Below are 14,236 nucleotides of genomic sequence, written 5' to 3' on the forward strand. Positions count from 1 at the left end.
TACTCTAAATAATTCAAGCTACAACTAGGCGACAAGTGAATGAGTCGCTAGGAGCATACATAAGTATGTGACTAGCGCGAATGAACGTAGTCAACAACGTTGTAGCTTGAAGTATGACGAGTAAATTAGTGTTCGCGTGTTTGATGGAACTCCACATCAGGATAACGCTCACGCGTTAAGTTCAAGTTCACCATCGTTGGTGCGATATACGTTAAGTTATCGCCACCATCTAGCGCCAAGTTTTGTTCATTTTTACGTTTAAATTCTTCGAGTTTCTTCTCGTTATCACACTCAACCCAGCGTGCCGTTGAAACGTTAACGGATTCATAAATCGCTTCAACGTTATATTCACTCTTAAGTCTTGCAACAACCACATCAAACTGAAGCACACCGACTGCACCGACGATTAAATCGTTATTTGCCAATGGTCTAAAGACTTGTACAGCACCTTCTTCTGATAACTGTACCAATCCTTTAAGTAACTGCTTCTGTTTTAATGGATCACGTAAACGAATACGACGGAATAACTCTGGCGCAAAGTTTGGAATACCCGTGAATTTAAGAATTTCACCTTGAGTAAAAGTATCACCAATCTGAATAGTACCATGGTTATGAAGACCAATAATATCGCCAGGGTAAGCATGTTCAACGTGGGAACGATCGCCTGCCATAAAGGTTAATGCATCTGAAATCACCACATCTTTTTTGATCCGGACTTGATGTAATTTCATACCTTTATCATACATACCAGATACAACACGTAAAAATGCTACACGATCGCGGTGCTTAGGATCCATATTTGCTTGGATTTTAAAAACAAAGCCGGTGAACGTTTCTTCATTTGCTGTAACTTGGCGCATATCTGTTTGGCGAGGCATTGGTGCTGGTGCCCATTTTACAAGGCCATCAAGCATGTGGTTAACACCAAAGTTACCTAATGCTGTACCAAAGAACACGGGTGTTAATTCACCCGCTAAAAAGGCTTCATGATCAAATTCATGAGATGCACCTAGTACTAACTCTAATTCGTCACGTAATTGACTTGCTAAATCATCACCTATCGCTTCATCAAGCTCTGGGTTATCTAACCCTTTAATGACACGAGAATCTTGGATGGTGTGGCCTTGACCTGTTTGATAAAGATAAGTTTCATCTTTCAGAATGTGGTAAACCCCTTTAAAAAGTTTTCCACAACCGATAGGCCAAGTAACCGGACTGCAAGCAATTTTTAGCTCAGTTTCAACTTCGTCCATGACTTCCATTGGGTCACGAATATCACGGTCGAGTTTATTCATAAAAGTTAAAATTGGAGTGTCACGTAAACGTGTTACTTCCATTAACTTACGTGTACGATCTTCGACCCCTTTAGAAGAGTCAATCACCATTAAACAGCAGTCAACAGCCGTTAAAGTACGATAGGTATCTTCAGAGAAGTCTTCATGCCCTGGGGTATCAAGTAAGTTAACTAGACAATCAGCATAAGGGAATTGCATAACTGAGGTTGTAATAGAAATACCACGTTGTTTTTCCATTTCCATCCAGTCAGATTTTGCATGCTGATTTGAACCACGTCCTTTTACGGTTCCTGCACGTTGAATCGCTTGTCCGAATAACAACACTTTTTCAGTGATGGTTGTTTTACCCGCATCGGGGTGAGAAATAATGGCAAAAGTTCTACGACGAGCAACTTCTTGCTGAAAAATAGGATTAGACATCAATGGTGATCTTCTGGTTGATAGACGAGTGAATGTAAGGCACTGATATACTTATATAACTAATAATTAAAGTGACTATAAAGACATTCAACTCGCAAGTTAATCTTAATTGGCGCTTATTTTCGCCTATCTTGTCTGTATAAACAATCAATGGTTGTGTAATCGGTTACCATTTCTACAATTTAAACTACAACACTCGATCTTGTAACAGTTAATATTGTAACAGGAGACGGCATGGAAGTGTTCAGCACGGCATAAATGTCTATTTTTAGAAATCATATACCGAGAACATCTTTCAGCTTTTCTAGGGCTTGTGTATGTTTTTCATTCGGCATTTTTGCCAAATTGATTTGTTTCCATTTGATGGCAGGAAGCCCACTGACTCCATCCAAGCCGAGTAGAGACCAATCAGGCTCTCTATTTTTAAAGGATAGCAAAAAAGACTTTTCAATATCGGTCAGTTCTTGGTGAATGAGGTCTACTAGGCGCCCCCTTACGGCTTCCAGTTCCGCCAACGGGACATCCGTCTCTGCCATGTTGGTAAATTCACCTTTATAGGTGTCAGTAATATCCTTAAATTGCGGACTGAGCAATTCAGCTATTGGCCGATTATGGCTTGATAAATAGACGAGTAATGCTTTACGAATCTCATCCGTTAGCCCTTCATTCTCCAAAAGCCACTTAACATCAAATAAGTCTCTTGGATGCTGTCTATCCATACTAAACTGATCCTTTACTTGCCAATGCCATATGCTGAGGTACTGTTATTAGGTACTCTGTATCCAACTTCCCACCTTTAGCAACAACACGTTTACCTGAGCCTAAATCGTAATTTTCTACATTTAACTTATCAAACTAAGGATAAGCTTGGCGTTTTGCAAGCCAGAAGAACAAGCGTTTGGCCTTTACGCTTTTGCACGCATTTAAGAGTGTATCAAGCTTTCTTGAAGATAAATTCACTAATCCCTGCATTAGCTCATCGGCATGTTCAAATGACACACTATCAGGCAAATCTACCAACACCTCCAATATGGCTTTTTCTGGGCATGAAAAATACACAGGTGGCAATTGCTCTTCCCATTTATACTCTTTAACGAACGCTCTCTCTTTGAATAAGAAGTGATTTACCATTCTTTCCATTCACGGCGAAAATCGCCGTATAATAGCCAATTTTTAAACCCACACAACTAAAACCTAGAAGACTTACTTAGTTCAGTCCGCGAGTAACATCTGCAATACTTTGGTTGGTTTGTTTGTTTGTTTTGTAAGGAACAATCTAACTATCGCCTTATAGAGCAACATTGTTTCATTGATACTCACAATAAAACTATTTTACTAAAAATTTTATAAACTGACTTTATGAGCTACTAATAAAGTCAAGAATTAGCCTATTTATTTTCAGCTAAAAGCGGGATTGAATATAACATTTAAAACAAATGCACATTTATTTTAAATTTAATTCTGTATATTTAGAGATAAATCACTTTATTTAAAACAAAACCAAATACTCGATTTACTTATTTTATATATCATTCACTATTTTAACATCGTTATAATCACATTAATCTCACAATGAAAGCATGACAAAAGTGAAATTAACTTGATAAATTTCCATTAAGTGAAAATTAAGATAATTTTTAAATAAAATTAATAAAAAATAAATTTCAACCATTCTATATAAAATAAAAAAAACGCCCAATACAAGGCGCTTTAAATTTAACTTAAATAAATATTTACTTAGAAAGAAATAGGGTAAGCCATGATAATCGCATCTTCATTTCCCGTCTTTGTTGGGTAATAGTTTTTACGTTTTGAAACGAAATTAAATCCTATAGATTCATAGAGATTGAACGCTTTTTCATTAGATTCTCGCACTTCTAGCCATAAGGTAGTGATATTTTTTTTCTCAAGTGTTTCAATCAGTTCCAATAATAGTGCTTTACCGTAACCTTTCCCCTGATAATCAGGATGGATTGCGATATTAAAAAGTGTTGCCTCATCTAATATTAATTGCGTAATTGCAAAACCTACAATAATATTATCAATGCAAATTTTCAGATTAAAATAATGACTTCCTTGGTTACTATAAAATGTTTCTTCACTCCAAGGGAATGAATGACTTAATTTTTCTATTTGCCATGCTAAAGGTAAATCAGCAGGGTTTAAGGGTGAAATGGTCTTCATATTGATAGATTTGTTTCCAAAGATCGCGTTTTGCATCGGCATCAAAATATAATTGATGCAATGAAGGGCTTCTCAAAGAAGTATATTCAGAGGGAAGAATGAGATCAGTGCCTAATAACCAACAGGGAAGATCAAATGATTCTGTGAGCATGCTCACATCGTCTGTTGTAATACAATAGATTTCGTTTTTATCTATCCCCATGGCGCTAAAAATATCAGAGAAAAGCCCGTTATTTAGATCAACGGTATCATCAGTAATGATAAGTAAACGTGTTGTATCCGGAAATTGCACAGAATGCTCGCCTTTTAACACAGCAGGCTTACGAAGTACCCACTGACGAATTCCTAGTTGGGATAACATTCTGTCTTTACGGCTCATTATGCTTACCTATCAAGTGTAGAACAACGGTACATAGTATCAGAGGGCATAAACTACGCCAATAAATAGCGTCGGTTTCTTTATATCTGATATCATGCGTCTCATGTTTTTTAAGGAGTAATAATCATAATGTCCTCACTGTCCCCTGCTAGCGAAGTTATTCTTCGTCACCTAGATCATTTCGCAGACAGGCATGTACTTATTGCAGGTGATCTTCAAGATACTTTTGCGGCACAGATCCAGGCGAAAAGTGTCAGAGCATATACAAACCAATATCACCAATGGTTACCATTACTAAAATCAATGGGTGATAATGCACTCTTCGGTTTAGTTGCAGATCAATCCTTTGTGAAATATTGCAATACCTTGATCTATTTTTGGCCTAAAAATAAAAACGAAGCCACTTTCCAACTGCGTAGCCTTTGCTCTAACTTACAAGTGGGTACTGAAATCTTTATCGTTGGTGAAAACCGTAGCGGCGTTAAAAGTGCAACCGAATTAATGAACGGTATCGCTAAACTGAAAAAAATAGATTCAGCGCGCCGTTGTAGCTTATTTTTTGGTACACAAACATATCAAACACTGTTTGACCGTAATAACTGGTGGCAAACCTATCGTCATGACGATTTAACCGTAATGGCATTACCAGGTGTCTTTAGCCAAAATGCATTAGATGAAGGTAGCCGTTTATTACTTTCAACTTTTGATGATGCAATGGTGGGTGATTTACTAGATATGGCGTGCGGTTGTGGTGTTCTCGCTACAGTATTAGGCAAGAAAAATCCAATGCTGAAACTCACCTTGTGTGACGTAAATGCCGCTGCAATTTCTTCCAGTATTGCGACATTAAATGTGAATGAATTAGAAGGCCGAGTGATTGCGAGTAATGTCTATTCTGCCGTTGAAGAAACTTATGATTGGATAATCTCAAATCCGCCTTTCCATGATGGTTTAGGTACAAGCTATACCGCGGCTGAAGATATTATTCGTCTTGCACCAAATTACCTGAGAAAAGGCGGTAAATTACGCATTGTAGCGAATTCATTTATCCCTTATCCAGACATACTGGATCATGTATTTGGCTCTCATGAAGTGCTTGCATCAACAGGTAAATTTAAAGTTTACCAAGCCACTAAGAAAGATTAATCACAAGCCCTGTTATCTAAAACAGGGCTTTATTTTTTGGGGCCGATTTTGAATGATAATTCAAGGTGTTTTATTTTTCATCACCAAGATAATTTAATGATAAAAAATAATTGACGCTAAAAATAAAAGGCCTAAAATTCGCCTCCTATCTGCAAAGATAATGTTTAGATTGCGAGGATGGCGGAATTGGTAGACGCGCTAGCTTCAGGTGTTAGTGTCCTTACGGACGTGGGGGTTCAAGTCCCCCTTTTCGCACCAAACACATTTTTTGTAGAGCTAAATAATTGAGTAAGACTGCGAGGGTGGCGGAATTGGTAGACGCGCTAGCTTCAGGTGTTAGTGTTCTTACGGACGTGGGGGTTCAAGTCCCCCTCTTCGCACCACTCAATTAACCTTTCTTTTCCTTTGATAACAAACAGTCAACAATCCTTTATTGCTCCCTATTTATTATCCATAATATGTGGTTAACAATGTCATTAAGCTATAAGTCAACACAACACCAGCAGGGATCATCACCCACATCTGCAATTTCTTATGGAATAGCATCAATGTTGATAGCAGCATTGAAACAACTAAAACTAACGTAAACGCAGATGTTCCAGCAATAGAATGCATAATGACTGTGAATAAAGAAGAAACAGCTAACATTTCCCATAAACTGATACGAGATGTCCAAGAAGCGACTGGAGATAAGCGTGTTGATTTAGCCATAATAACTCACCATTAATGATAATGATTTTCATTATTATATATAACACCTGTACTAAATCAACTTATATAAAGAAAAAAACCTCTCTATATCCTTAATTTTTAAAGGGTTAAAGCGTTTTCTAAAACATGAAAAAACGCCTTTTTATTTCTCAATAAAAGGCGTTTTATTTTATTATGTTATCAATAAACGAAATTATGCATTATTTGGCTTTATAAAATAAAAGACCAAATGAATATCTTCTGGCTCTCTTTCATAAAGTTCAGGATCAGGAATATCAATTAAGTGACACCCTAAATGCTGATAAAAGTTCACACTATTTTCAGAAGGTGTTGATGAGATATATAATCCATCTGCACCATTTTCCTTCGCATATTTCACACAATAGTCAAAGAGTATTCGTGCTAAACCTTGCCCACGTTGCTGGTGGCTAACATGTAAAAAAGAGAGTTGAAGTAGACTATCATTTTTACCGCGCTTTTTCGGATCAACACTTACAGCAGCAACTAATCGATCATGTTCAAAAACGCCCCAAAAGGGTGCTCCACGATCAAAACTTTCAAGTAAAACAGGAGTGTAATGTTCTGCTTCACCTTCTGGCCAACCTTTCATATCAAAGCGCTGCTCTGATAAAATCAACTTTCCTTCTTTTAATACATATAGCTTTTCAATTAGCTCTGTTCTATCGATTTCCCAGACTTGTGGAATTTCATTTCGTGTTAATTGCCGAATAACATTTTTCATTATTAAAGATTAACCTGTTCTGATGTTGATTCACTTCGTTCTAGTGCGTGGTAAGCCACCGCACAGAATAAGGAATTCAACCGTTTCATATCACCAAGCAAACTGGTATGCAGAGAACTGGTTTCAATGCTTTGCATATTATGCAAATGAAGACGTTCTACATGTGCAAACGAGTAACGTTGGTTAAGTAAACGGAAACGATGTTTTGCTCGACGTAACTTACGAGCATGTTCCATGTTGCCGGAAACAAATACCGACATCGCCAGATTCAGATTACTTTGCAGACGCTCAAGGAGTGTCTGTAATTCACGACGCCCTTCCTCCGATAAAAATAAGTGATGATTTAAACCTTTACTCACCACTTCAACTGACATGCGCGCAATAATAGCGGATGATTGTTGTAAATTCATCGCTGTATCAATAATTTCCGCCCAGCGTCGAGAATCTTCAGTTCCCAGATCATGCTGCTGAATTTGCGCCATGTACAATTTAATGCTGCTATGGAGCAATTCAACCTCTTCTTCTAATTGACTGATTTCCCTTTTTTGCTGACGATCACCTTCCATTAATGCAGTAAAACGTTGCAACATTTGTTCCACAACATCACCTAATCGTAGTGATTCTCTAACCGCATTAGCGATAGCTAAAGATGGAGTATCAATAGCAGATTGATCCAAATAACGAGGTGCAACTTCAGATCCTGTGGCTGGTAATTCAGGAATAAGTCGCTGACATAATTTTGCCATTATGCCGACAAAAGGGATCATTAATACACAGCGTGCAAGATTATAAATAACATGAAAATAGATAACGACTTCTGCTGGAGAAAAACCGTATTGCTGAATTTTATTAGCAATCAAGATTATCCAAGGTAAAACCAGAAATGCACCAATCAATTTAAAAAATAGGCTTCCTAATACGACTTGTCGAGAAACAACATTTTGTCCTCGGCTACTCATTAATGCCAGCAAACCACTACCAATATTAGAACCAATCACAATGCATAAGCTGATATACAAAGGCATTAACCCTGTCGCACTTAATGTCGCCGTTAATAAAACAGCAGCAAGGCTTGAATAACTCACCATGGCAAACAAAGCGCCCACTAAGAGAGCTAAAACAGTGTCTCCACTTAATGATGTAAAGATAGCTTGTACAGCGCTCGCATGGGTAATTGGCTCTGCGGATGTCACGATCAGTTGCAAAGCGAGAATAATTAAACCAAGACCAATCCCTACACGCCCAAGTTGCCCTACACGCTCTTTTTTACGACTTAAAAAAGTAATTACCCCGATAAGAATAAGAAGTGGGGATAACCAAGAGAGATCAAACGTCAGCACTCGTGCCATAAGTGCCGTACCTACATCCGCACCTAACATAATAACAAGTGCAGGTGTAATCGAAATAAGTCCTTGTGTCACAAAAGAGATAACCAAAAGTGCCGTTGCATTACTGCTCTGAACTAATGCCGTTACCCCAACCCCCGCAAGGAAAGCGTTGGATTTTTTATTAATACTTTTACCTAAAATTCGGCGTAAATCAGAGCCAAAGACGCGCATGATACCTGTACGAACAATATGTGTTCCCCAAACAAGAAGTGCGACTGATGAGAGCAAATGAAGCAGTGTCAGCATAGAAATAATAACCTTATTTTTATCGTTGTTTGTTTGACTCTGTTTCTCCTTCAATCTCATAAAAAGAGAAAGACCATGAGCAGATAATACATCTGAGAAAAGATTTTTATGGATAATGCCTTAATAACACGTTGGGTTATTAGACAAAAAGATATTGCAATTTAAGTGCAATAATCAATGGAGAAGTTGAGAATATTACAGAAATTAATTTGTAAGTTCTGTTAATTATAACAGAAAATATGTCACTTTCAAAATCAAGCTGTAAATAACCTATTGATTTATTATCCTTTATTTTAATTAATACATAAAAAAACGCGACGAGAGGGTATCTCTCTGCGTCGCGTGAAAATACAACAAGTTAGTAAGGCAATTCGACTACAAATTCAGACAGGCTATGGTATTAACTTAAATTTATTTCAGCCCCATTGCATCACGCATTGTGAAGAACAAGTCTGTTTGATCTGTCAATCCAACCACATTAGCCGCATGAGGACCATAAGCCGCAATACGTAATTGCGAACCGGTATGCTCTTGTGAATCAGTCTCTGAGTTACCGTAGTTCACGACCATTACGGCACCATCTTTCGTGATCAATGCTTGTGTTAAGCCAGGAGATTTCACATCAGCTTCAATGATTTGGCTAGAGTGAGAGTGATCAGCGGTAACAATAATCAGCGTATCGCCATTTTGTTTCGCAAAATCTAAACCGATTTGCACAGCTTCATCTAACGCAACCGTTTCACCAATTTGTCCACAAGGGTTAGCATTATGATCTTGCTTATCAATAGAGGCACTTTCGACTTGTAAGAAGAAACCATTTTCATTAGTTTTCAGTAAATCGATCGCTTTTTTAGTCATTTGTGCCAATGTTGGCGCATTAGGATCGAGTTTAGAGTTAGGTTTGCACTCTAATGGTGGATTATTGATATTGCCATGATAAACCGCTTTAGGGCCTTCCCACGCAACAGCCATATTCCCTTCATGGAATAAGCCTAATACCGGTTTATCTTGATTTGCCAAGGTAATTGCGTCTAACGATTTTGCATCTTTGACGATTTGATAACCACGCTCAATGGCTTGTTGCTCTAACGTTTTACCTTTGTATTCTCCTGCTGTAGCAGTTTGAGCAAAACTTTTTGCACCGCCCCCTAATGTAACGTCTGCACGAGTCACTAATAATTGCTCAGAAATAGAACCTTTACCGCCATTCTCTAATGCATTAGTTGAGCATTTTTCTAAGGTTTCAACTGGACCATAGCATTTACGTCCAGAGACATGGGAAAATAGTGCAGCTGGTGTCGCATCTTGAATTTCAGATGTAGTCACGTTCCCCGTTGCCTTTCCATTGATTTTTGCTAATTCTAAAATGGTTTGGTGATCCTTACCAAAGACATCAATCCCTAATGCACCATTATACGTTTTCACACCAGAAGCCCATGCCGTTGCTGAGGCTGCCGAATCTGTTACATAGTTAGGTTTTTGTGTTTTTCTATCTAATGAATAGTGTGTGTATTGACCCGTCATTGGTAACGCATCAATGCCTTTAAAAAAACCGCCCGCACCTTCAGCGTAGTTACGTGCAACAGTGATTTCAGAATCCCCCATACCATCACCAATAAAGAGGATCACATTTTTTGCTTGGTTGTTATTTAAAGCTGCTTTTAATGCCTCAGTTTGATCTTGAGTCATACGGCGAGCACCGCCAAATTCCGTGATATTACCTTTTGCTGCGCGATCTTGTGCCAAAATTGCATCAGCAGCAACGGGAGCTGCAAAAGAAGAGAAACTCGCACCAGCCAATAGCGTTGTTACAATAACGGATAAAATAGAACGTTGGTAACGATGAGACATAGCTTTTTCCTTGCACTCTAAAGTAAAAAAACAGGGTTAATGTTTTAAGTCAGAAAAAGCTTACGGCAGTTAAATGACAAAGAAATGAAGAGTAAAAGCAATTTTGATGACAGCTTTATGACAAGTTGGTGACAAAAATAAAGCTTATACAACGTATTCTCGTGTATAAGCTTCTCTTGTATTGAGATAGGATCTTAAAATATTAATTTTCTTGTGTTAATGCTTTAGCCCCCAAATACAGGGTTTCACACCAAGAAATATAATCATGCCCACTGGCCATTTCGAGAGATTGAACAGGATAGCCTTTTTGTTCTAAAACCTGTTTGAGATGGCGATTATTATTTAAAATACCACCTTTATCACCACGACTTTCAAATAGCCCAGCCTCTAAGAAAAACTGTAATGGCTTTTTATCTGCTTGCTCAAATTGTCTAATAAGCCATTCAGGCTCTTCATTTTCAGGCGCCCACCAATAAGAGCCAGACATACTAAGCACTTTGCCAAAGCGATCAGGGCGGTTAAAAGCAACCCATGAAGAGGCTAATCCGCCATAGCTTGATCCTGAGACTATTGTCTCTTCGCCTGAAACTTGAATACCCTTCTCTTTTTCTAGCCAAACAAATAATTCATCTGCTAAAAAGCGGTAAAAATCAGGATTTGGTGGTAATTCAACACTACGGCGATCACTATCAATACTATCAACAAATAGGATCATCATAGGTGTTAATTTTCCTTCCTCGATCTGCTTATCAAAAAACTTATCAATACCATATTGGCGACGATACGTTTGACCATCGAATAACACGAGGACTCGTGGTTTTTCCATTTTTTGTGCTGGCAGATAAAGCGCTATTTCACGATCATTATTTAAGATTTCACTGTGAAAACGAACAATTTCTGTTTTGCCTTTCATTGTTCTATCAAGAATACCGGGTAATTGGCATTCACGTTTCTTGTCTAACGATAATAAAGAAAAGTGATTATAGATATCCTCAGATTGACTTGGAGAATTTTGGGAATTAAACGGATCGGCTTGAGCGGTGGTTAAAATCGCGCGACGTTGCTCAAAGGGTTCTGAATTTTCAATAACAGGCACATCGGGCGCTAATTTATATTGCATTAATGTGTCGTTAGGCACGATATAACTACGATACCAAATATCGCTATTGGCTAAATGTGTTAACGGATCATGATTACCCTCTGGCGATCCCAATAAATAGACATTCGACTTCGCTCCTCGCCATAAAAAGGTGACTAACTTTTTGTCATTATCATAAGGCTCAATCAGAGGAGCCCCTTCTTGGCGTATTTGTTGCCAAAACACCTGAATACTTTGTTGATTTAGTTGTTGAGCGAGTGTTTGTAAACGAGGGCTAACAGGTGCAATCCCCGCATCTTTATCTAAAGGCTGATAAGGTTGTGTTGTTAGCGTGAATTGCCACTGTTTTTTAGTTTCGCCCTGTGCAACTAATTGATAATTAGTAGTTTCAGGTAATAAAAAGCGCACTTTTTGCTGTCCATCAGCGGGAATATCTTTTAATAAACTACGAATATGAGTGCCATCTTGTTTCTCTAACCGCAGGTTTTGTATCCCTTTTACGTTTAATTCAACATAGCGTTGGCTTTCTAAATGAGCGGTAAAACACAACGTATTGTTGTTATCAAACTGACCTGTTATTTCTTTATTTTCAGTTACGTCTAAGCAATTAGCAAAACTGGAAAAAGAGGCCATCAATGCGCATATCATCAGAGGAATTCTCACTTTATTATTCTCGTTATAAACTATTGTGAGAAACAATAGTAATGATAATTGTTATCAATTCAATAAAAATTAAGCGTGTACAAATTTATAATAAATTTGACACCGCAGCGAAAAATAATAAAATAATCATTATCACTCCCTATGTGATAGCAAGATAAAGTCAATAATTATAGGAGTTCGCTATTTATGTCTATCTTGCATATGAATAGCAATTAAATGAAGGTAATTATTATGTCTATAACGATGTCGCAAAAACTAGCTCGAGAAGGACTTGGTAATCCAGAATTATTTCAAGGTGGTGTTTATATTACAAAAAATGGTCAAGCGGAGCTTTTTGTACAAACAGCTGAAGAAAGACAACTGGAGTTACAAGAAAGAGAAAAAGAGCGTCAATCAAATGCTCTATTGAAATTGGTAATGATAGCGAAAGAAGATATAGCAAATGAGCAAGTTATGTCTCCTGAAGATGTCAAAAGAAAACTACGTGGATCTCGAACTTAATATTAGAGGTGCTTTTGAAAAAAACTGTAAACATTAGAGTATCAGAGACAGCTCTATGGTCATTAAAAGATGCGGAATCATTTAAACTCAGTTGCATCAATAACAGTGAAACCGCTGCTGTATTTATAGATCAACTTTTTGACTCAGCTATTGATGCTATTTCTCAAGATCCTACCCGTTATCGTTATAATGCAATGTTGGCAGATAAAGGGATCGCTATTCGTGAACGTATTGATGTGAACAGTCAGTTTCGTTGTTTATATGAATTCAATGAAGAAAATAATACGGTCGATATATTACTTTTTATAAGTACAAAACAAGATATTGAAGGAATGCTTTATCGTTGTTTAATATTGAAAAAATGATGAAAATGATAAAAGTCTCCTCAATCATTTTTGTTATTGAGGAGATTTTTTCTAAGTTAATTAGCGTTAAAACGCGCCCATCAACGCTCTTCTAGCGGATAACTGCGGAAACTCCATAATCCCAACGCTTTTAAACCATCACGATAAATACCTTGTATATCTGATTTACTGGCTTTTTGTAATTCTGCCAATGGTTTATCAGGTGCAACAACCGTTAAGTAAGTAATATCACTGGGGCCACTTTGCCAGCTTGCAAGCGTGAAAATCGCATCGGCACGGCGGACATGGCTGCCAGAACTAATAATAACGGCCGTTTTAATACGATGTTTAGTTAATGCATAACGGCTAAATAATGCATTCTCGACTGTTGTACGGGCATAGTTTTCTTGGAAAATACGCTCTGGTGCAATACCGTTTTTCACCAACCAATCTGCCATTAATTTACCTTCCGTTTGATGCGCTTTTGGCACGCCACCCGTAACGACAATCATGGCTTCAGGTAATTGTTTAGCCACTTCCAAGGTTTTATTTAAGCGTTCAATTAAAATCTTATTCATTGTGCCATCGGGATTTAATGCATAACCCAATGTCACAATCGCGTTGTTTTCTTTGGTTTTATTTAATTTTGCCAAATCTGCTGGTGTTAATTTATCACTTAAAGACATTTTACTTACGCGATCAATCTCTGCAAAAAAGCGACTAATCTCTTCAGCTTTAGCTGGGTTTAATGATTTCAATTTATTGAAATACGCTTCACTTTCTTTGTCTTTACCTTCAAAACGTGTCCATGAAGTGACATAGATTAATGCATCAATATCATCAGGAGCTGCTTCTAAAATCTGTTTATAAATAGTAATCGCGCGAGGAACATCATTGTTATAGATATAAGCACTTGCGGTGCTAAATAATAAATCGAGACGGTAAGGTTCTAATTTATAAGCTTGTTGCAGTTTTTGCGCCACTATTTCCATATTTGATGGCAATTTTCCCGTAAACCCTGCATCTGACACTCGTGCCGGAGATTTAAAGGCATCTAACGCATCTTGGATCAAGCTATCAACTGTTTGACGCTGAGAAACATATTGCTGATAACTATTATCTGGCTGATGAACTTTTTGGTAAGCCAATGCAGTTGATGAGACGGTAAAACCTAAAGTAGCAATCGCTAACGAAATGACCGTTTTCTTAATACGATATGAAACACGGGAAGGTTGCGCCATTATCTTGTCCTTTTACGAAAAATAGT

General features: G+C 37.7%; 13 protein-coding genes, 2 tRNA genes and 1 pseudogene. 5 read left to right on the forward strand and 11 right to left on the reverse strand.

Features of this window, described 5'->3' with window-relative positions:
• Positions 1–125: 125 nt before the first annotated feature.
• The 5 genes and pseudogenes from prfC to ABN080_RS13355 form a co-directional block, all read right to left on the reverse strand.
• A complete protein-coding gene (prfC, locus tag ABN080_RS13335) occupies positions 126–1,715 on the reverse strand; it encodes a peptide chain release factor 3 (RefSeq protein ID WP_072069007.1) in 1,590 nt (529 codons plus the stop codon).
• Positions 1,716–1,990: 275 nt separating this feature from the next.
• Positions 1,991–2,467, reverse strand: coding sequence for a nucleotidyl transferase AbiEii/AbiGii toxin family protein (locus tag ABN080_RS13340; RefSeq protein WP_349441347.1), 477 nt, complete (start codon positions 2,465–2,467; stop codon positions 1,991–1,993).
• A gap of 103 nt (positions 2,468–2,570) precedes the next feature.
• Positions 2,571–2,798, reverse strand: a pseudogene (locus ABN080_RS18265) (type IV toxin-antitoxin system AbiEi family antitoxin domain-containing protein); the annotation flags it as partial.
• 654 nt (positions 2,799–3,452) lie between these two features.
• Positions 3,453–3,899, reverse strand: coding sequence for a ribosomal protein S18-alanine N-acetyltransferase (gene rimI / locus ABN080_RS13350; RefSeq protein ID WP_151436106.1), 447 nt, complete (start codon positions 3,897–3,899; stop codon positions 3,453–3,455).
• Complete coding sequence (locus ABN080_RS13355) at positions 3,868–4,278, reverse strand: DNA polymerase III subunit psi (protein WP_072069009.1); 411 nt, start codon at positions 4,276–4,278, stop codon at positions 3,868–3,870. Before ABN080_RS13355 ends, rimI begins: the two co-directional genes overlap by 32 nt.
• A 129-nt stretch (positions 4,279–4,407) precedes the next feature.
• Between ABN080_RS13355 and rsmC the strand changes: the two genes are divergently transcribed.
• The 3 genes from rsmC to ABN080_RS13370 all read left to right on the forward strand — a co-directional run bounded on the left by rsmC (position 4,408) and on the right by ABN080_RS13370 (position 5,807).
• A complete protein-coding gene (gene rsmC / locus ABN080_RS13360; protein ID WP_349441238.1) occupies positions 4,408–5,424 on the forward strand; it encodes a 16S rRNA (guanine(1207)-N(2))-methyltransferase RsmC in 1,017 nt (338 codons plus the stop codon).
• Between the two features lie 171 nt (positions 5,425–5,595).
• Positions 5,596–5,682, forward strand: a tRNA-Leu gene (locus ABN080_RS13365).
• 38 nt (positions 5,683–5,720) lie between these two features.
• Positions 5,721–5,807: transfer RNA gene (locus tag ABN080_RS13370), tRNA-Leu, on the forward strand.
• 64 nt (positions 5,808–5,871) lie between these two features.
• Here the strand turns inward: ABN080_RS13370 and ABN080_RS13375 are convergent.
• The 5 genes from ABN080_RS13375 to ABN080_RS13395 form a co-directional block, all read right to left on the reverse strand.
• Positions 5,872–6,135, reverse strand: coding sequence for a DUF1435 family protein (locus ABN080_RS13375; protein ID WP_072069011.1), 264 nt, complete (start codon positions 6,133–6,135; stop codon positions 5,872–5,874).
• A 193-nt stretch (positions 6,136–6,328) separates the two neighbouring features.
• Positions 6,329–6,877 carry a GNAT family N-acetyltransferase gene (locus ABN080_RS13380; protein WP_349441239.1) on the reverse strand — a complete coding sequence of 183 codons (549 nt, stop codon included), beginning with the start codon at positions 6,875–6,877 and terminating at the stop codon, positions 6,329–6,331.
• Between the two features lie 2 nt (positions 6,878–6,879).
• Positions 6,880–8,511, reverse strand: a complete 1,632-nt coding sequence (locus ABN080_RS13385; protein ID WP_349441240.1) for a Na/Pi cotransporter family protein — start codon at positions 8,509–8,511, stop codon at positions 6,880–6,882.
• Positions 8,512–8,922: 411 nt separating this feature from the next.
• Positions 8,923–10,362, reverse strand: a complete 1,440-nt coding sequence (phoA, locus tag ABN080_RS13390) for an alkaline phosphatase (RefSeq protein WP_349441241.1) — start codon at positions 10,360–10,362, stop codon at positions 8,923–8,925.
• Between the two features lie 202 nt (positions 10,363–10,564).
• A complete protein-coding gene (locus tag ABN080_RS13395; RefSeq protein ID WP_349441242.1) occupies positions 10,565–12,094 on the reverse strand; it encodes an alpha/beta hydrolase-fold protein in 1,530 nt (509 codons plus the stop codon).
• A 261-nt stretch (positions 12,095–12,355) separates the two neighbouring features.
• Between ABN080_RS13395 and ABN080_RS13400 the strand changes: the two genes are divergently transcribed.
• Positions 12,356–12,625 (forward strand): hypothetical protein, encoded by a 270-nt coding sequence (locus ABN080_RS13400; RefSeq protein WP_072069015.1) that lies wholly within the window; start codon positions 12,356–12,358, stop codon positions 12,623–12,625.
• Between the two features lie 14 nt (positions 12,626–12,639).
• Positions 12,640–12,990: a type II toxin-antitoxin system RelE/ParE family toxin gene (locus ABN080_RS13405; protein WP_349441243.1), complete on the forward strand. Its 351-nt coding sequence runs from the start codon at positions 12,640–12,642 to the stop codon at positions 12,988–12,990.
• Positions 12,991–13,070: 80 nt separating this feature from the next.
• Here ABN080_RS13405 and ABN080_RS13410 read toward each other — a convergent pair whose 3' ends face one another.
• Complete coding sequence (locus ABN080_RS13410) at positions 13,071–14,210, reverse strand: ElyC/SanA/YdcF family protein (protein ID WP_349441244.1); 1,140 nt, start codon at positions 14,208–14,210, stop codon at positions 13,071–13,073.
• Between the last annotated feature and the right edge of the window lie 26 nt (positions 14,211–14,236).

It is taken from the genome of Proteus sp. fly-1089, assembly GCF_040138965.1.
GTDB lineage: Bacteria > Pseudomonadota > Gammaproteobacteria > Enterobacterales > Enterobacteriaceae > Proteus > Proteus vulgaris_B.

What these genes read in the sequence shown, in the direction of transcription:
- prfC (WP_072069007.1), bottom strand. Translation starts at nt 1,715, where the DNA reads ATGTCTAATCCTATTTTTCAGCAAGAAGTTGCTCGTCGTAGAACTTTT.
- rimI (WP_151436106.1), bottom strand. Translation starts at nt 3,899, where the DNA reads ATGAAGACCATTTCACCCTTAAACCCTGCTGATTTACCTTTAGCATGG.
- ABN080_RS13355 (WP_072069009.1), bottom strand. Translation starts at nt 4,278, where the DNA reads ATGAGCCGTAAAGACAGAATGTTATCCCAACTAGGAATTCGTCAGTGG.
- rsmC (WP_349441238.1), top strand. Translation starts at nt 4,408, where the DNA reads ATGTCCTCACTGTCCCCTGCTAGCGAAGTTATTCTTCGTCACCTAGAT.
- ABN080_RS13375 (WP_072069011.1), bottom strand. Translation starts at nt 6,135, where the DNA reads ATGGCTAAATCAACACGCTTATCTCCAGTCGCTTCTTGGACATCTCGT.
- ABN080_RS13380 (WP_349441239.1), bottom strand. Translation starts at nt 6,877, where the DNA reads ATGAAAAATGTTATTCGGCAATTAACACGAAATGAAATTCCACAAGTC.
- ABN080_RS13385 (WP_349441240.1), bottom strand. Translation starts at nt 8,511, where the DNA reads ATGCTGACACTGCTTCATTTGCTCTCATCAGTCGCACTTCTTGTTTGG.
- phoA (WP_349441241.1), bottom strand. Translation starts at nt 10,362, where the DNA reads ATGTCTCATCGTTACCAACGTTCTATTTTATCCGTTATTGTAACAACG.
- ABN080_RS13395 (WP_349441242.1), bottom strand. Translation starts at nt 12,094, where the DNA reads ATGGCCTCTTTTTCCAGTTTTGCTAATTGCTTAGACGTAACTGAAAAT.
- ABN080_RS13400 (WP_072069015.1), top strand. Translation starts at nt 12,356, where the DNA reads ATGTCTATAACGATGTCGCAAAAACTAGCTCGAGAAGGACTTGGTAAT.
- ABN080_RS13410 (WP_349441244.1), bottom strand. Translation starts at nt 14,210, where the DNA reads ATGGCGCAACCTTCCCGTGTTTCATATCGTATTAAGAAAACGGTCATT.